The organism is Cryobacterium sp. 10C3, from assembly GCF_034314285.1.
Taxonomy (GTDB): Bacteria; Actinomycetota; Actinomycetes; order Actinomycetales; family Microbacteriaceae; genus Cryobacterium; species Cryobacterium glucosi.
In genome coordinates this window covers 1,087,393-1,104,290 of record NZ_JAVIWF010000002.1, presented here as the reverse complement: position 1 = coordinate 1,104,290, position 16,898 = coordinate 1,087,393, and the positions used below count along the sequence as shown (strand labels likewise).

At 67.9% G+C, this 16,898-nt stretch carries 16 protein-coding genes and 2 pseudogenes; 2 read left to right on the top strand and 16 right to left on the bottom strand.

The genetic code is table 11. The features are described 5' to 3' along the window. Nucleotides 1-91: 91 nt before the first annotated feature. On the bottom strand, nt 92-355 hold the full coding sequence (locus tag RGU41_RS05915) for a toxin-antitoxin system YwqK family antitoxin (protein ID WP_198413362.1): 264 nt from the start codon (nt 353-355) through the stop codon (nt 92-94). Nucleotides 356-575: 220 nt separating this feature from the next. On the opposite strand from RGU41_RS05915, the gene RGU41_RS05910 reads away from it, so the two are divergent. Beyond that, nucleotides 576-1,196 (top strand): maltokinase N-terminal cap-like domain-containing protein, encoded by a 621-nt coding sequence (locus tag RGU41_RS05910; protein ID WP_322137308.1) that lies wholly within the window; start codon nt 576-578, stop codon nt 1,194-1,196. 148 nt (nt 1,197-1,344) lie between these two features. Then, nucleotides 1,345-1,551: a hypothetical protein gene (locus tag RGU41_RS05905; protein ID WP_134449470.1), complete on the top strand. Its 207-nt coding sequence runs from the start codon at nt 1,345-1,347 to the stop codon at nt 1,549-1,551. Nucleotides 1,552-1,567: 16 nt separating this feature from the next. On the opposite strand, the gene RGU41_RS05900 is transcribed toward RGU41_RS05905, so the two are convergent. From RGU41_RS05900 to rpsD, 15 genes and pseudogenes are all read right to left on the bottom strand, one after another. After that, nucleotides 1,568-2,632, bottom strand: coding sequence for a thioredoxin domain-containing protein (locus RGU41_RS05900; RefSeq protein WP_322135776.1), 1,065 nt, complete (start codon nt 2,630-2,632; stop codon nt 1,568-1,570). Nucleotides 2,633-2,674: 42 nt separating this feature from the next. Continuing rightward, nucleotides 2,675-3,115 carry a transcription antitermination factor NusB gene (nusB, locus tag RGU41_RS05895; protein ID WP_134559877.1) on the bottom strand — a complete coding sequence of 147 codons (441 nt, stop codon included), beginning with the start codon at nt 3,113-3,115 and terminating at the stop codon, nt 2,675-2,677. After that, nucleotides 3,115-3,675 carry an elongation factor P gene (gene efp / locus RGU41_RS05890; protein ID WP_134449467.1) on the bottom strand — a complete coding sequence of 187 codons (561 nt, stop codon included), beginning with the start codon at nt 3,673-3,675 and terminating at the stop codon, nt 3,115-3,117. The genes nusB and efp overlap by 1 nt, the downstream gene beginning before the upstream one ends. A 181-nt stretch (nt 3,676-3,856) precedes the next feature. Then, a complete protein-coding gene (locus tag RGU41_RS05885) occupies nt 3,857-4,282 on the bottom strand; it encodes a DUF779 domain-containing protein (protein ID WP_134449466.1) in 426 nt (141 codons plus the stop codon). 132 nt (nt 4,283-4,414) lie between these two features. Next, nucleotides 4,415-5,942: pseudogene (locus RGU41_RS05880) on the bottom strand (aldehyde dehydrogenase family protein). Between the two features lie 80 nt (nt 5,943-6,022). Further along, on the bottom strand, nt 6,023-7,510 hold the full coding sequence (locus RGU41_RS05875; RefSeq protein ID WP_322135775.1) for a GAF domain-containing protein: 1,488 nt from the start codon (nt 7,508-7,510) through the stop codon (nt 6,023-6,025). Nucleotides 7,511-7,596: 86 nt separating this feature from the next. Beyond that, a complete protein-coding gene (gene aroB / locus RGU41_RS05870) occupies nt 7,597-8,718 on the bottom strand; it encodes a 3-dehydroquinate synthase (RefSeq protein ID WP_134449464.1) in 1,122 nt (373 codons plus the stop codon). Continuing rightward, nucleotides 8,711-9,271: a shikimate kinase gene (locus RGU41_RS05865; RefSeq protein ID WP_322135774.1), complete on the bottom strand. Its 561-nt coding sequence runs from the start codon at nt 9,269-9,271 to the stop codon at nt 8,711-8,713. Before RGU41_RS05865 ends, aroB begins: the two co-directional genes overlap by 8 nt. A gap of 13 nt (nt 9,272-9,284) precedes the next feature. Beyond that, on the bottom strand, nt 9,285-10,505 hold the full coding sequence (aroC, locus tag RGU41_RS05860) for a chorismate synthase (RefSeq protein WP_134449463.1): 1,221 nt from the start codon (nt 10,503-10,505) through the stop codon (nt 9,285-9,287). 63 nt (nt 10,506-10,568) lie between these two features. Next, nucleotides 10,569-11,939, bottom strand: coding sequence for an endolytic transglycosylase MltG (gene mltG / locus RGU41_RS05855; RefSeq protein WP_322135773.1), 1,371 nt, complete (start codon nt 11,937-11,939; stop codon nt 10,569-10,571). A 2-nt stretch (nt 11,940-11,941) separates the two neighbouring features. Further along, a complete protein-coding gene (gene ruvX, locus RGU41_RS05850) occupies nt 11,942-12,448 on the bottom strand; it encodes a Holliday junction resolvase RuvX (RefSeq protein WP_174774631.1) in 507 nt (168 codons plus the stop codon). Between the two features lie 3 nt (nt 12,449-12,451). Then, nucleotides 12,452-15,105, bottom strand: a pseudogene (alaS, locus tag RGU41_RS05845) (alanine--tRNA ligase). A gap of 57 nt (nt 15,106-15,162) precedes the next feature. After that, nucleotides 15,163-15,396 carry a hypothetical protein gene (locus tag RGU41_RS05840; protein ID WP_134449459.1) on the bottom strand — a complete coding sequence of 78 codons (234 nt, stop codon included), beginning with the start codon at nt 15,394-15,396 and terminating at the stop codon, nt 15,163-15,165. Nucleotides 15,397-15,508: 112 nt separating this feature from the next. Beyond that, nucleotides 15,509-15,883, bottom strand: a complete 375-nt coding sequence (locus RGU41_RS05835; protein WP_134449458.1) for a DUF948 domain-containing protein — start codon at nt 15,881-15,883, stop codon at nt 15,509-15,511. A 141-nt stretch (nt 15,884-16,024) separates the two neighbouring features. After that, nucleotides 16,025-16,654, bottom strand: coding sequence for a 30S ribosomal protein S4 (rpsD, locus tag RGU41_RS05830; RefSeq protein ID WP_134449457.1), 630 nt, complete (start codon nt 16,652-16,654; stop codon nt 16,025-16,027). Between the last annotated feature and the right edge of the window lie 244 nt (nt 16,655-16,898).

Genomic DNA, 16,898 nt, shown 5'->3' with positions numbered 1-16,898 from the left:
ACGCTCACCGACGTGCGGAACATCGCGCAGCAGAGGTCCGAGATCCTGTCGGCCGGCTGCGGGAGGGCGCGGAATCGAGTCAGTGAGCGACTCAGCGGAAGCGGGTCTCCTTGACGAGGCTGCCGTCCCTGGCCCAGGTGCGCCAAACGCCGATCTGGCGGCCGCGGTCGAATTCTCCCGTACGCATCAGCGTGCCGTCTGTGCGGAACCACTCCCACTCGCCGTGGAGTTCGCCATCGAGGGTGCTCCCGCTCGCCTTGGTCTCACCAGTGGCATAGTGGTCGACCCGCGACGTGGGCGACGACGCGTGCAGACCGTCTGGTGCAGCGGACGACGGGATCGGCTCTGGATTCACGCCCCCAGTCTGCCAGCCGACGGCTCACGCCGACAGTGGCGGAGTGACCTCAACGCCGCCGACCAGTCGGCGACGTGCGGACGGATACGGACTTCCCGGCTGTTCTAGACGTCTCCGGCCTGACAGCCCTTTCTGCCAGGCGGACGTGCCCTACCATCGAGGTCATGGCACTCATCCACCGGGCCCAGCTTCGGCCGTCCAAGCTTGAACTCGTCGAACCCTGGCTGCGGATGCAGTCCTGGTTCGCCGGCGATCCCTCCGCCCCCTGACGGCCGTCGCGGCATACCGTTTTGACGATCCGGCGGGTGAGGTCGGCATCGAAACGCTGCTCGTGCGTGCCGGCGACGGTCCGGTGCTCCAGGTGCCGCTGACGTATCGCGATGCGCCCCTCGAAGGCGGCGACGCCTGGTTGATCGGCACGATGGAACACTCGGTCCTGGGTCGTCGCTGGACATACGACGCCACCGGGGATCCCACCTACATCGCCGCGCTCGCAACGACCATCCACCGCGGCGGCACCCAGGCCGACGAGTTCGTCGACGTCGACGGGGACCTCGTCTTCCGGGAGTCCACGGCGACGGTCGCAGGCAGCGGGACCACGGATGCGTCCACCCCGGCACTGTCGTCGACGACAGCTCTCTCGACCAGGGACGAGCTCGGTTCGACCGTGGTCGAGGCCGGCTCCCTGCGCCTCGTCGTACTCAGGGTGCCCGGCAGCCCTACTGCGGAGACGAGCGTTCTCGCGGCCCGGACGCCCACCGGCGGCGTCCCGGAGCACCTCTCCGGCACCTGGGCCGATCAGCCGCGCTCACGGATCCTGGCCCTGGCCATCGCACTCTGACCTGCCCGCCTGACCTGCTCCGCCTGGACCACGCCGACACCGTCACCGGGTGTTCACCGAACAGAAGTTGCGGTCGGGCCCGGCACACGTCAGGATTGTCCCGCGGCAGGCATCCGCTGGCGAAAGCACGCACAGATGAAGGATTTGAATGGACCGGACGGACCTCGTTCAGTTGTTTTCCGTCGTGGACGCCGGCCCGGCGCGCTGGGAGGTCCGTCACGATGTGACCGATGAACTCGCGGGCATCCTCGAGCGCACGCCGCGCGGGTTCCTGCTGGTCAACGAAGACGGGCAGCGGATCGGCAGCTTCGACTCGATCGCGAGCGCCCTCGAAGGCCTCTACGCCGTCCTGTAGCCAGGCCGGATTGCGCTCAGGCGCCCGACGACCCCTCGGTCGTCGACTGGCCGGATCCTGAGCCAGAGTCGAGGAATGCCTCGAACTCACGGCTGTCGGTCAGTCGGCCCGGGTACTGCGCCCCGTCGACGAGCACGGTCGGCGTGCCCTGGATCGAATCGATCTCCGCTCCAGGGATGGGCCCGTTGAGGGCGGCATCGGTGTTGGCCTCCGACCACATCTGGTAGTCGCCCTGCGCGATGCAGCCGGAGATGTCCGTACCGGCCGGCGAAAGCGCAGCGAGTTCAGCGTCAGTGAGGCCCTGGGTGTTCTCCTGCGGCTGGTTCGCGAACAGGGCCGCGAGGTAGTCGAGGGTCGAGTCCGGAGCGAGTGTTGCGACGCAGGTGAGCGCGGAGGATGCCCTGCTCGAGTAGTACGTGCCCTGGGAGGCCTGGTCGAGGAAGGTCAGCGCGTGCAGGCGCAGTGTGATCGAGCCGTCATCGACGCGGCTCGCGAGCAGCGCTCCGTTGGTCGCCTCGAACTGGGCGCAGTACGGGCACATCGGGTCGATGTACTCGTCGACGATCTGGCTGCCGGTGCCGACGGACACGTAACCATCGTCGAAGTGGGCCGCGCCGAGCGTGCCACTCGGCAGGAGGCCCTGCGAGGCGTCCGGTTCGCTCGTCGCCGAGGTGACCGGCCCGCCGAAGCCGCCGTGCTGGGCCATGTTCAGGAAGACCCGACCGAAGGCCGCAGCGAACAGGATCGAGAGGACAATGAGGACGGCCGTGGACGCCAGTCCCACGTAGCCGATCACAAGACCCGCGATGGCGAGGCCGCGCCCCCGTTCACCGCGGCGTGCGATCTGGCCGAGCGCGATGTGCCCCGTGATCACGGCGACGAGGGACACGACGAACGCGGACACGAGAGAGACGATCGCGAGCGTGTTCGTGCGGGGCACCTGGGGGTACTCCTGCTGCCGGTAGTCCTGCTGCGGGTACGGCTGGAGCGAATCCTGATGCGGCGTTCCCTGCTCGGGGGACGCCGGCAGACCGGACTGGTCCGGGTAGGACGGGAACGGCTCTGGATTGTCGTTGCTCATGATCTTCCCCTGGACGAACGGTACGGGACGGTGCGGACGAGCCTAGGGTGCTGCGGGAGCAGCCGACGCCGGCGGGGCCGTCTGCGCGATCCTGCCGAGCAATCCGTTGACGAACCCGGCCGAATCATCCGTCGACAGGATCTTCGCGGCCTCGACGGCCTCATCGATCGCGACGGCGTGAGGAACGGCATCGTTGAACAGGATCTCCCAGATCCCGATCCGCAGGATGGCACGGTCGACGACCGGCATCCGCTTGAGCGTCCAGCCCTGCGAGTAGGTCTCGATGAGTTCGTCGATCTCCTCGCGGTGATCGACGACGCCGTCCACGATCTCGCGCGCGTACAGCCAGGAGGCCATCCGCGCGGGTTCGCTCGCGGCCCGCTGCGCCTCGGCGGCGAGCGATTCGGGAATCGTCGTCTGCCGCACGTCGGCGGCGTACAGGATGTCGAGCGCGCGCTTACGCGCCTTCGTTCGTGCGCTCACTAGTTGACGCGGCCGAGGTAGTCACCGGTGCGGGTGTCGACCTTGACTTTGGTGCCCTGTTCGAGGAACAGCGGGACCTGGATCTGGAACCCGGTCTCCACGGTGGCGGGCTTGGTGCCGCCGGTGGAGCGGTCGCCCTGCAGGCCAGGCTCCGTGTACGTGATTTCGAGCACGACGGATGCCGGCAGCTCGACATACAGCGGGTTGCCGTTGTGGAGGGCGATGGTGACGTTCTGGTTCTCAAGGAGGAAGTTCGAGGCCTCGCCGACGACGACGTTGGAGACGGTGAGCTGGTCGAAGTCGGAGACGTCCATGAAGACGTAGGAGTCGCCGTCCGCGTACAGGTACTGGAAGTCCTGGCGGTCGACGTTCTCGGTCTCGATCTTGGCTCCGGCGTTGAAGGTGCGGTCGACGGTCTTGCCCGTGACGACGTTCTTCAGTTTGGTGCGAACGAAAGCGCCGCCCTTGCCCGGCTTGACGTGCTGGAAGTCGGTGACGGCCCAAAGCTGGCCGTCCATGTTGAGGACGACGCCATTTCGGATATCGGCGGTTGATGCCATGGAAAGCGTTTCCGTTCATTCAGTTCAGTTAGGAAGGTGCGCGGCCGAATCGGCCTCAAACGAGTGTAGTTGCCCGGAGGCTGAGAGCCAAAGGCGGGCCAACGGGCACTCCGCAGGTTCGGCCACCCCTGTCGCGAGTCACGAACGACCGGGGATGGGCACGACCTTCCCGAACGAGCCCTCAGCCGAAGCTTTCCATCAGGCGGGACCGGATCAGGAAACGCACGCCGCGCGGAGCCTCGAGGGAGAAGCCGCTGCCCCGGCCGGGGACGAGGTCGACCGTCAGGAACGTGTGGCTCCAGTATTCGAACTGTTCCGCCGACATCCAGAAGTCGACGGCCTGGGCCGTTTCACCGGCCGGCGCGATGTCGAGCCGGCCCAGCAGCACGTCGCGGTCCGAGGTGATGAACTCCCCGGCCGGGAAACACATCGGCGAACTGCCGTCGCAGCATCCGCCCGACTGGTGGAACATCAGCGGTCCGAACTCGGCCCAGAGCTCGCGCAGGGTGTCGACGGCGGCCGGCGTGAACTCGACGCGCGGCGTGGTCTCCCCCGGAACCGTGACGGAGGCGATGACCGTGGTTGTTGAGGGCGCTGCTGGCGACATTGCCTGGCCTTTCATCGTTCGATTCACGCTCGATGGTCATCGGGCGGGATGTGCACCAACGGTAGTCGAGCTGCGGGACGGCCGAAAGGGGCCACCGGTCGATACCGGCGGCCCCCTTCGGCACGATGCCGTTTAGAAGAAGCCGAGGGGCTTCTCCGAGTAGGACACGAGCAGGTTCTTGGTCTGCTGGTAGTGCCCGAGGGCGAGCTTGTTGTTCTCGCGGCCGATGCCAGAGCTCTTGTACCCGCCGAACGCGGCGCCGGCAGGGTAGTGGTGGTAGTTGTTCACCCACACCCGGCCGGCGTGGATGTCGCGCCCGGCCCGGTATGCCACGTTGCCGTTCCGGGACCAGACGCCCGCGCCGAGCCCGTAGAGGTTGTCGTTGGCGATCGAAATGGCGTCCTCGTAGTCGGAGAAGCTCGTGACCGCGAGGACCGGCCCGAAGATCTCCTCCTGGAACACGCGCATCTTGTTGTTGCCCTCGAAGCATGCGTCGGCTGCACGTAATAGCCGCCGCTCAGGTCACCGCCGAGGTCGACACGCTCACCGCCGAGGGCGAGACGGGCGCCCTCCTGCTTGCCGATGTCGATGTAGGACAGGATCTTCTCGAGCTGGTCGTTGCTCGCCTGGGCCCCGACCTGGGTGTCGGTGTCGAGCGGGTTGCCCTGGATCGCCTTGCGGGTGCGCTCAATGGCGCTGCCGAGGAAGCTCTCGTAGATCGGCTTCTGCAGGAGCGCCCGGCTCGGTGCCGTGCAGACTTCGCCCTGGTTGAAGGCGATAGAGCACAAAACCTTCCTGGGCCTTGTCGTAGAAGCTGTCCTGCTCCTGGGCGACGTCGCTGAAGAAGATGTTCGCGCTCTTGCCGCCGAGTTCGACCGTGGCAGGGATGATGTTGGCGCTCGCGTACTGCAGGATGAGGCGGCCCGTCGTGGTCTCGCCTGTGAACGCGATCTTGCGGATCCGCGGGGAGGACGCAAGCGGCTTGCCCGCCTCGAGGCCGAACCCGTTGACGATGTTGAGCACGCCGGGCGGCAGGATGTCGCCGATCAGTTCGATCAGCACCATGATCGACACCGGGGTCTGCTCCGCCGGCTTCATCACGATCGCGTTCCCTGCCGCGAGGGCGGGGCGCGAGTTTCCAGGCCGCCATCAGCAGTGGGAAGTTCCACGGGATGATTTGCCCGACCACACCCAGCGGCTCATGGAACTGGTACGAGACGGTGTCGTTGTCGAGTTCGGCGTGGTCGCCGTCCTGCGAGCGGATCGCAGCAGCGAAGTAGCGGAAGTGGTCGCTCGCGAGCGGCAGGTCGGCGTTCAGCGGTTCGCGGATCGGCTTGCCGTTGTCCCAGGTCTCTGCGACGGCGAGCAGTTCCTTGTTCGCGTCGATGACGTCGGCGATCTTGTTGAGCACGGCGGCGCGTTCCGTCGCCGTCGTCTTGCCCCAGGCCGGCGCGGCCCGGTGGGCGGCGTCGAGCGCGAGTTCGATGTCCTCCGCCGTTCCGCGGGCGACCTCGGCGAACGGCTTCCCGTTCACCGGAGAGATGTCTTCGAAGTACTGGCCCTTGACGGGCTTGACCCAGCCCCCGTTGATCCAGTTCTCATAGCGGGGCTTGAAGGTGACTTTGGCGCCCGGGGTCCCGGGGTTGGCATAGACGGTCATTTCTCTCCTCGTCGACGACGTTGTCGGTGGGGTCCGCCTGCTGCGGACCTGGCCCGAGCGTACGCGGAGGGACCGTTGCGTCAGGGTTGCGGGAGGTTGCGCCCGCCACCCGGGGCGCCGGTTTCGGCGAGGTCCGCCTCGATCTTCGCGAGGCGAGCGACGACGGATGCCCGTTTCGGCGACCGGGGCGGCAGCAGTTCCAGGCACGCGCGCCAGACCTCCTCGTCCCAGGCCGCCTCGTCGCTGCGGGCGTACTCGAGGAGCAGGTCGGGGCTCGCGTCGCTCAGCAGCGCCTGCCGCAGCCGGGAACTGATCTCCGAGCGGATCTCGACGATGCCGGGGGCGACGGAGGCGGGCAGCAGCGGCCCGCGGTAGGTGCCGAGCGCCACCCGGTGGGCGCCACGTTCGAGTAGGGCGAGCACGCGTTGCGCATCCAGCTCGACCGGCGAACCGAGACGGTACGGCCGGGAGGCGATCGAGATGGGCGGGGCCGTCCCGTCGAGGACCTTCCGCAAGCGAACCATCTCCGCGCGCAGGTTGTCGACGGAGTTCGACTGGTCGCTCAGCAGCTGGGAGAGCCGGTCGGCGGTGAGGCCGTCCCGGTACCAGGCGAGCAGGGTCAGGATCTCGGCGTGCCGCGGACTCAGTTCGAAGGACCGGAGGCCGTTCTCGAGGAACCCGGTGTCGCGCCCGAGCACGGACACCCGCGCATTCGTCGGGCGTCTCTGGGTCGTGGGCGGCGGCGCCTGCGTGAATCCGGCGACACGCACGATCGCGCGATCGCGCGGGCCTCCGTGCCCTGGTCCGTTGTCGTTTCGATCGCGGAGCCGCTGGATGCGCAGTTCGGCCTCCATCGCCCAGGCCGCGGCCTCGACGAGCGGAAGGGTCTGCGGACCTACGGCGTCGTCCCCTCCCGTGACGTCGATGACGCCCAGGATGACGCCGGAATCGGGGTCGTGGATGGGCACGGCCGTGCAGCTCCACGAGTGCGCCAGCCGGTTGAAGTGCTCCGCCCGCTGGATCTGGATTCCGTGATCGAGCGCGAGCGCCGTCCCAGGGGCGCTCGTCCCGACCCGGCGTTCCGACCAGTCGGCTCCCTCGACGAACAGCATGCCCTCCGCCTGGCGCCGCACGGTGCGGTCGCCGTCGATCCAGAGCAGCCTGCCCGACTCGTCTCCGATGGCGACGATGAGACCGGACTCGAGCGAATGCCGGATCAGGAGGTTCTGGACGACAGGAAGCACCGCGGAGAGCGGATGCCGGTCGCGCAGCTCCCTGAGCGCGTCGGACGACAGTTCCGGCTCGGGTGCCGGGCGGGCGGGATCGATCTGCAGTGACAGGGACCGTTCCCAGGATTCCTGGACGAGCCTGCGGACTCCGCCGCGGGCATCCGCGTGACTGGTCGAATCGGCGTGGGCTTCCGCGCCGAAGCGCGGAAAGAGGCGGGCCGGCCCCGCACCTGCTCCGGCACCGAATGCCGAGCCGAATGCGGACTCGTGCGCCTTGGCCAGTTTCAGCACGACATCCCGAACGGGTTCGCCTGTCGACCCCACGGTCCACTGGTTCACTGTCTGTCCTCCGATCGACTCTGGTCGGCGACCGGGTCGCTGCCCGCTCAGGGCATCATTCTAGGACCCATTCCTCGACGACGACGCTAGGAGCCGATTTCCTGGTACGCGGCGAAGAGCAGCGACGTGTCGGGGCCCTCGAGCACCGTCGGCTTGCCGATGTCGTCGAGAACGATGAAACGCAGCATTCCGCTGCGGGTCTTCTTGTCGCGTTGCATCGTCGCAAGCAGGGTGTTCCAGCGGCCGACCGGGTAGCTGGTCGGCAGGGTGAGCGATTCGAGGATGCTGCGGTGCCGGTCGGCCGCCTCGTCGGACAGCCGTCCGCTCAGCCGGGCGAGCTCCGCGGCGAACATCATGCCCACAGAGACCGCGGCGCCGTGCCGCCAGCCGTACCGTTCGGCGTGCTCGACGGCGTGGCCGAGGGTGTGCCCGTAGTTGAGGATCTCGCGCAGGCCGGATTCCTTGAAGTCAGCGCCGACGACGCGGGCCTTCATCTCGATCGCGAGTTCGAGCACGCGGCGGAACTGCGGCGTCTTCGGGTCGGTCACGGCCGCGACATCCGCTTCGACGATGTCGAGGATCTCGGGCACCTGGATGAAGCCTGCCTTCACGATCTCGGCGAAACCGGCGAGGATCTCGTTGCGGGGCAGGTCGTCGAGGGTGTCGAGGTCGCAGATCACGGCGGCGGGTGCGTAGAAGGTGCCGACCAGGTTCTTGCCTTCGGCGGTGTTGATGCCGTTCTTGCCGCCGACGGCGGCGTCGACCATGCCGAGCACGCTCGTCGGGAGCTGGACGAGGCGAACGCCGCGCAGCCAGGTCGCCGCGACGAAACCGGCGAGGTCGGTCGCGGCTCCGCCGCCGAAGCCGATCACGGCGTCCGTCCGGCTGAAGTCGGCCTGGCCCATCACCTGCCAGCAGAACGCGGCGACCTCGACCCGCTTGGCGGCCTCGGCATCCGGGACCTCGGCGATGAGCACCTCGTAGTGCGCGAGCAGGCCCTCGCGGAGGGCGACGGCGCGAGCGCCGAGCGTGGAGGTGTGCACGATGAGCACCTTGCCGACCTTCGGGCCGAGCTGTTCCGCGACCTCGGAGAGCAGTCCCCTGCCGATGATGACCGGGTAGCTGTCGGTTCCGGACACCGTGATGACGGTCGTCCCGGTGGTCCCGGTGGTCTCGGTGGTCTCGGTGGTGTTGTGAACGTCAGTCATGCGTGTTCTGCCCTCTCTGGGTCCAGGCCACGACATCGTCGGCGATGGAGTCCATCTGGCGATTCGAGGTGTCGATGTGGAGACCGGCAAGCTCTTCGTAGAGCGGGCGGCGAAGTTCGTAGATGCGGATCCAGTCGGAGAGCCCGCCAGCAAGCAGCGGTCGTTTGCCGCCCTTGATCCGGCCGGCGACGGCCTGCTCCGTCACGCTCAGGTAGACGACCCGGCACCGGGCGAGGTCGGCGCGGGTACCCGGATCGAGCACCGCTCCCCCACCGAGGGAGACGACGGCCCTGGTGGCGAGGGCCTGGCCGACGGCGATCCGTTCCAGCGCGCGGAAGTGTCCTTCGCCGTACCGGCTGAAGAGGTTCGCGATGGACCCGTGTCCGGAGACCACGAGCGCGTCGGTGTCCACGAACGGAACGCCGAGCACCCGCGCCACCCGCTTGCCGACCCTGGTCTTTCCGGCGGCCATCGGCCCGATCAGCACGAGCGGGAAGTCCGGGAGGTCACCGTCCCCTGCCGGTTCCGGCACGGCGGGCAGGTCCGCTGTCACAGTGCCGCCGGGATCACAGCGAGGCGTCGCTCGACGCGCCCGTCTTGAGGTTGCCGGGGATGTGTGCGAGGTAGGACTCCAGGTTCCGCCTGGTCTCGTCGATCGAGTCTCCGCCGAACTTCTCCAGCACCGAGTTGGCGAGAACGAGCGCGACCATGGCCTCGGCGACGACGCCTGCGGCAGGAACGGCGCAGACATCCGACCGCTGGTGGTGGGCGGGGGCCGCCTCGCTCGTCGTGACGTCGACGGTGCGCAGTGCCCGGGGGATCGTCGCGATCGGCTTCATGCCTGCCCGCACCCGCAGCACGGTTCCCGTGCTCATGCCGCCCTCCGTACCGCCTGCGCGGTCGCTGACCCGCTGGATGCGGCCGTCGGACTGCACGAGCTCATCGTGCGCGTGCGAACCGCGGCGGGTCGTGGTGAGGAAGCCGTCCCCGACCTCGACGCCCTTGATCGCCTGGATGCCCATCAGGGCCGCTGCGAGCTGGGAGTCCAGTCGCCGGTCCCAGTGCACGAACGAACCGAGACCGGGCGGCAGGTCGTATGCCAGCACCTCGACGACACCGCCGAGGGTGTCTCCGTCCTTGTGAGCCTGGTCGACCTCGGCCACCATCAGCGCGCTGGTCGCCGCGTCGAAGCAGCGCAGCGGATCGGCGTCGAGCATCCCGACGTCGTCCGGGTGGGGCAGCGGAGCGTCTTCGGGCACGCGCACGGGCCCGATCGACAGGGTATGGCTGACCAGGCGGATGCCGAGCTCGGCGAGGAACGACCGTGCGACGGCACCGAGGGCCACCCGTGCGGCGGTCTCGCGAGCACTGGCCCGTTCGAGGACGGGCCTGGCTTCGTCGAAGCCGTACTTCTGCATGCCGACGAGGTCGGCGTGACCCGGCCTGGGCCGGGTGAGCGGGGCGCCGCGGCCGCGGGTGCTCTGGGCTTCGCCCGGCGCCGTCTCGACGGGGTCAGCGCTCATGACCTCTGACCACTTCGGCCACTCGGTGTTGCCGATCCGCAGCGCGACGGGCCCGCCGAGGGTGAACCCGTGCCGGACACCGCCGGAAATGGTGAGATCGTCCTGCTCGAACGTCATCCGGGCGCCCCGGCCGTAGCCGAGTTTGCGGCGCGCGAGATCGAGGCGGATCGAATCGAGTGTGACCGGGATCCCTGCGGGCAAACCCTCGACAATGGCGATGAGTTCGGGGCCGTGGGACTCTCCTGCGGTGAGCCAACGAAGCATGCCCACTATCCTTCCACAGGCTTTCCGTGGTTCTCGCGCTCAGGAAGCGGGGGTGTCGTGCGCTCAACCATATTCGGGGTGGTCCTTCATCCAGGCCTGCCATTGGGCGACACCGGCTTCGTGTTCGGCTGCGGTCGTCGAGAAGATGGTCTCGCCGGTGTCGAGGTTCCAGGTCACGAAATACAGCCAGGTCCCGTCTGCGGGGTGCAGGGCTGCGTTGATCGCGAGGTCCCCCGGGTTCGAGATCGGGCCGACCGGGAGTCCGGGGTGGACATAGGTGTTGTATGCGTTGCCCGCGTCGGCGCGTTCGGCATCCGTCGTCGTGACGACGTTCGTGTGGCCGGTGCCGTATGCCACCGTCGCGTCGGACTGCAGCAGCCCGCTCTCCCACTGGGCCGGGTCGAGCCGGTTGAGGAACACCCGGGCGACCTTGGGGTAGTCGGCGGCGAGGCCGGCCTCCCGCTGGATGAGTGCGGCGAGCACGATGGTCTTCCACCGGTCTGCGGCCGCGACCCCTGCGGAGTCGAGGGCCTGGAACTGGCGGTCAACGAGGGTCTTGAGCGCGTCCTTCGCGGTGATGCCCGGAGCGAAGGTGTACGTCGCGGGGAACAGGAAGCCCTCGAGGGTCGTGGCCTCTGCGGGAAGGCCGAAGGCCGCGACATCGGTGGACGCCGCCTGGAGGTCGGCGAGCGGGAGGTTCGTCCCCTCGCTGACCAGTTGGAGGATGTCCGCCTCCGCCGTTCCTTCCGGGATCACGACGGTCTGTTCGAGCTTGCTTGCAGGGTCCTGAAGTGCGGTGAGCGCGGCGCTCGCGCTCATCTTCGTCATGAGCTGGTACGCGCCTGGCTGGAAGACCGGAGCGGGGGTGACCTTCAGCAGCAGCTTGTAGAAGGCGTCGTAGCTCTTGACGACGTCCTGGGCCACCAGCGTGTTCGCCACGTCCGATCCGGTCTCACCGTCATGGATCATGACCACGACCTTCGTCTCGCCAGACCCGGAGTAGTCGGCGGGACCAGCGAGGGTCGCCTGGAGCTGGGAGATCGGGCCCTGCAGGGCGAAGAAGGCCCCCGCCACTAGCGCCACCAGCACGACGAGGGCGATCAGACAGCCCCACGCGCCCTTGCGACGCCGCTTGGGCGGTCGCGGTGGCTCGGAGCCGAGTTGGGAGCGACGGCTCGATCGTGAGGTCGACGGAGCCTGGGCGGTCGTGCGGAGCGACCGGCGGGTGGGGAAGTCACCGCCGTCGGCGGGGGCCCCTGCGTGGCCCGGCTCGCCGGACGCCGTCGTCCCGGCGTGCGGAGCCAGCAAAGATGCCCAGGGATTGACCGGGGTTTCCTCGCCGGGAGCAGGAGTCGGAGGAGTACCGTGCGCGTGGGGCGCCGCTGAGTTCCGGCCTGCCGGGTCGTCCCGGGGGTCGAGCGGTGGGTGGGACACGATCAGGACCCTTCGATCGGGGCGGCTGGCGACGGTGGCGTGGCGGGAACGGCCGGCACAACGGCAGAACCTGGCGGATGCCCGAGACCGCGTTCGGTGTCGAGAGCATGCTGGAGGATGATGGTGGCCGCTACCTGGTCAATGACCGGGCGCTGTGTCTTCGCCTTCCGGCCTGCCGTGCGGAGGACTCCCTGGGCGGCGACGGTCGAGAGCCGTTCGTCGACGAGGCGCACGGGAACGGGAACGGCCAGGGCGAGCACCTCCGCAAAGCCGACGGCGTCCTGTGTCGACGCGGTGTGGTTTCCGGACAGGGCGAGCGGGAGGCCGACGATGACCTCCATTGCGCCGAGATTCTGGACGACGGCGATGATGCGGGCGACATCGGTGACGCCGTTCCCGTCCCGGGGAACGGTTTCGACCGGGGTCGCGAGCATGCCGTGCGGGTCACTCATCGCGAGACCGATCCTGGCCTTGCCGACATCGACTCCGACCCGCACGCCATGCCGCATTCTTCAGCCCGCGATCGTGGTGCGGACGGCGACGAGGGCGCTCGCGATCTTGTCGACGTCGGTTCCGCCGCCCTGGGCGAGGTCGTCCTTGCCGCCGCCCCCGCCGCCGAGGATGCCGGCGACGAGCTTCGCGAGGGCTCCGGCGCGCTGGCCCGTCTCCCGCGCTGCAGCGTTGGTGGCCACGATGATGACTGGCTTGTCGTCGACGACGGCCGCAAGCGCGACCACCGCAGGGTCGGAGCCGAGCTGCGCCCGGGTTGCCGTGACCAGCATCCGCACCTCATCGGGAGAGTGCAGGGTGCCGAGGTTCTCGGCGACAAGGCGTACTGCCCCTGCGCGCTGGGCGGTCGCGACGAGTGCGGGGACGCGCTCGGTCAGCGCTTTCGCCTCGAAAGCCGCGATCTTCTTCTCCGCGGCCTTGAGGCTCGTGAGCAGCTCGCCGATGCGTTCGGGCAGTTGTTCCTTGGGAGTCTTGAGGTTCGCGGTCAGCTGGGAGACGATCGCCCGCTCAGCAGCGAGGTCCCGGAAGGCCTCGAGGCCGACGAGGGACTCGACGCGGCGGTTCGTGGACCCGACCGAGGCCTCGCTGACGAGGTTGATCATTCCGATCTCGGCGCTCGAACCCACGTGGGTTCCCGCGCAGAGTTCCCGTGACCAGGGTCCGCCGATGTCGACGACGCGAACCCGGTCGCCGTACTTCTCGCTGAAGAGCGCCATGGCCCCGAGTGCCTTCGCCTCGGCGAGGGAAGCTCACGGGTGACGACGGGCAGGTTGTCGCGGATCGCGTTGTTGGAGATCTCCTCGATCTCGCTGCGGGTCGCGGCAGAGAGCGCCTGGTTCCAGGAGAAGTCGAGACGGAAGAATCCGGCCTTGTTGTACGAGCCGGACTGGTGCGCGTTCGGGCCGAGGACCTGGCGAAGTGCCGCGTGCAGCACGTGGGTTCCGGAGTGCGCCTGCCGGGCGCCGCGTCGCCAGTCGGGATCGACGACGCTCGTCGCAGGGTCTCCGACGCCGACCTCACCGCTTGTGACGTGCACCTTGTGGCTGATCAGGCCCTTGACGGGCTTCTGAACGTCGAGGACCTCGAGCTCGTATCCGCGGCCGACGATGAGGCCGGCGTCGGCCTCCTGACCGCCGGACTCGGCGTAGAGCGCGGTCTCGGCGAGGATCACTTCGGCGATTTCGCCCGCGACCGCCTTCGTGACGGATGCGCCGTCCACGATGATCCCGAGCACGCTGGACTCGGTCTGCAGTTCCTCGTATCCGGTGAACACCGTCTCGCCTGACGCGCGGAAGGCGCTGTAGACGGAGAGGTCGGCGAGGTGGGTCTTCTTGGCCTTCGCGTCCGCCTTCGCCATCGAGCGCTGCTTGGCCATCAGGGCGTCGAATGCCGACCGGTTGACGCTCAGCCCGGCTTCTTCCGCCATCTCGAGGGTGATCTCGATCGGGAACCCGTAGGTGTCGTGCAGCAGGAACGCGGTGTCCCCCGGCAGTTCGGTCTTCTTCGCCTTGATCGTCTTCGCGACCGCGACGTCGAGGACCGTGCTGCCGCTCGCGAGGGTGTGGAGGAAGGTCTCCTCCTCGGCGTATGCGCCCTGGCTGATCCTGGCGTAGTCGCCGTGGACCTCGGGATACGCGCTCATCATGGCGTCCCGCGCGGCGGGGAACAGTTCGGGGAAGGTCGCGACGTCCACGCCGAGCAGGCGCATGGCGCGTACCGTGCGGCGCATCAGCCGCCGGAGGATGTAGCCGCGACCCTCGTTGGACGGCGTGACGCCGTCGCTCATCAGCATGAGCGAGGACCGCACGTGGTCTGCGACGATGCGCATGCGTACGTCGTCGTCGTGCACGGCGCCGTAGCGGCGTCCGGAGAGGGCGGCAGCGAGGTCGAGGACCGGACGGACCTGGTCGATCTCGTACATGTTCTCGACGCCCTGCTTGAGGAAGGCGACACGTTCGAGACCCATGCCGGTGTCGATGTTCTTCTTCGGGAGGTCGCCGAGGATGACGAAGTCGTTCTTGCCGGTCCCCTCGCCCCTGAGGTACTGCATGAAGACGAGGTTCCAGATTTCGACGTACCGGTCGTCGTCCGTCGCCGGGCCGCCGTCGGCACCGTACGCGGGGCCGCGGTCGAAGAAGATCTCGGAGCAGGGGCCCGCTGGGCCCGGCTGGCCGGTAGACCAGTAGTTGCTGTCCATTCCGAGGCGCTGGATGCGGTCCTCCGGCAGGCCGAGGGCGCGCCAGTAGCGGAACGCCTCGTCGTCATCCTGGTAGACGGTGACCCAGAGGTCCTTCTCCTGGAATCCGTAGCCGCCGTCGGCCTCAGACGTCGTCAGGAGCTCCCAGGCGTAGCCGATGGCCTGTTCCTTGAAGTAGTCCCCGAAGGAGAAGTTGCCGTTCATCTGGAAGAACGTGCCGTGGCGGGGTGTCTTACCCACCTCTTCGATGTCGTTGGTCCTGATGCATTTCTGCACACTCGTCGCACGGGGATACGGCGCGGGGACGAGGCCGGTCAGATAGGGCACAAAGGGCACCATCCCGGCGACGGTGAACAGGAGGGTGGGGTCGTCGCTGACGAGTGACGCCGACGGTACGACGGTGTGTCCGCGGTCGGCAAAGAAGTCGAGCCAGCGCCCGCGAATTTCAGCAGTCTGCATGGGTTCCGTAGTTCGTTGAAAATGAATAGGCGAAAAAGTAGCGAGGGCTGAGCGGGCTCAGGGGCGGGTCGTTCCGCCGAGCGCGTCCGTTCCGGCGTCGGCGACGTCGCCGAGCGCGTCGCGCAGCTCGGCTTCGCGCTTGCGGTAGCCATCGGAGATGGCCTCGCCGAACTCGCGGGCCTTGGTGTCGAGGTCACTGAAGAACAGCTTGCCCTGACGGGTGTTGTTGGCTTCATGCGCGATCAAGAATCCGATGCCGACCCCGATGACCAACCAGATGAAATTCTTCATGACAAATGCTCCCTGAACGGTGTGGAGACCCTGATAAGAAATGCGCGATGGCCGCGCGTGTGGTGCGGCCGGCGTATCCCGGACTCGACCAGCCTCTTTCCAGCGTAGCCGACTACCCGCGCCGACGGCCTGCGCGCGTCGGGGATGCGGCGCGGAAACCCGCCCTGACGGCGGCGGAGAAGCCTGCGAGTTTGATGAGCGGTCCGCCGACGGTCGCGGCGAACAGTGCGACGAGTGCCGAGACATTGCCCGTCACGTCCGCGACGTTTCCAGTGATCGTGTCGACCCTGGCCAGCTGTTTGTTGGTTTCCTGCAGGGTCGTCGTGGTTTCGGAGAGGAGCGGCGTGACGTTCTGGCTCAGCTCATGGATGGCCAGGGTCGTCTCATCGAACACCCGGCCGAGCTTCAGCAGCGGGACCGCGAGGAGCCCGACGAGAACGGCAAACACGACGGCGGCGGCGAGGCCCGCGATATCTCCACCTGACACTGGTGACTCCATCCATTCCGAGAGGGGCATGCATTGGCACCCGGCGTGCTGCACCGGTTAACGCACGAAGCGGACCACCCCGTAGGGGGTGATCCGCTCTCCAGCGTAGTTCAGATGCCGTCTGACGACGGGCAGGGGAACCTAGCGGGCTGCGTAGTACTCGACGACGAGCTGGACTTCACACGTCACGGGGATTTCGATGCGCTTCGGGCGACGCACGAGGCGGGCCTGCAGCTTGTCGATCTCGACCTCGAGGTACGGCGGGAGCTTCGGGAGCACGTCGACGTGTCCGCCGGCTGCGGCGACCTGGAACGGTTCCATGCCCTCGCTGCGAGCCTTGACGTGGATGAGCTGGCCCGGCTTCACGCGGAAGGAGGGGCGGTCGACGAGCTGGCCGTCGACGAGGATGTGACGGTGCACGACCATCTGGCGGGCCTGAGCTGTCGTGCGGGCGATTGCCGCGCGAACGAGGAGTGCGTCGAGGCGGGTCTCGAGGATCTCGACCAGGTTTTCACCGGTCAGGCCCTGGGCGCGACGAGCTTCTTCGAAGGCGATCTTGAGCTGGGCTTCGCGGATGCCGTACTGGGCCCTTAAGCGCTGCTTTTCGCGGAGACGCACGGCATAGTCGGAATCGGTCTTGCGCTTGGTGCGACCGTGCTCGCCCGGAGCGTACGGACGCTTCTCGAGGTAGCGGGCGGCCTTCGGGGTCAGGGCGATGCCCAGGGCCCGCGACAGGCGGGTCTTACTGCGGGTACGTGACTTGGTAGACACGGTGTCCTTTCAATGGAACGAGCAACAGAAAAGGTGGAATCCAGGGCGCCCGCACGTGAGCAGGCGTCATGGGAGATCAGAGGGGTGTGCCACGGGGTGCCCGGCTACAGGGCTCCCTCTCCAACCTGGAATCGGACGCAGCCGCATGCCGATGCCAGTTGTAGGCCTCAAAAGAATACCACACCGGACCCCGGCGGCCGTGCCGGTGCGGGACGGGGCGCGGGAGTGCATTCGGCCCTGTCGC

What these genes read in the sequence shown, in the direction of transcription:
- RGU41_RS05900 (WP_322135776.1), bottom strand. Translation starts at nt 2,632, where the DNA reads ATGAGCAACGACAATCCAGAGCCGTTCCCGTCCTACCCGGACCAGTCC.
- RGU41_RS05840 (WP_134449459.1), bottom strand. Translation starts at nt 15,396, where the DNA reads ATGAAGAATTTCATCTGGTTGGTCATCGGGGTCGGCATCGGATTCTTG.
- RGU41_RS05905 (WP_134449470.1), top strand. Translation starts at nt 1,345, where the DNA reads ATGGACCGGACGGACCTCGTTCAGTTGTTTTCCGTCGTGGACGCCGGC.
- aroB (WP_134449464.1), bottom strand. Translation starts at nt 8,718, where the DNA reads ATGACTGACGTTCACAACACCACCGAGACCACCGAGACCACCGGGACC.
- RGU41_RS05885 (WP_134449466.1), bottom strand. Translation starts at nt 4,282, where the DNA reads ATGTCGCCAGCAGCGCCCTCAACAACCACGGTCATCGCCTCCGTCACG.
- efp (WP_134449467.1), bottom strand. Translation starts at nt 3,675, where the DNA reads ATGGCATCAACCGCCGATATCCGAAATGGCGTCGTCCTCAACATGGAC.
- ruvX (WP_174774631.1), bottom strand. Translation starts at nt 12,448, where the DNA reads ATGCGGCATGGCGTGCGGGTCGGAGTCGATGTCGGCAAGGCCAGGATC.
- aroC (WP_134449463.1), bottom strand. Translation starts at nt 10,505, where the DNA reads ATGCTTCGTTGGCTCACCGCAGGAGAGTCCCACGGCCCCGAACTCATC.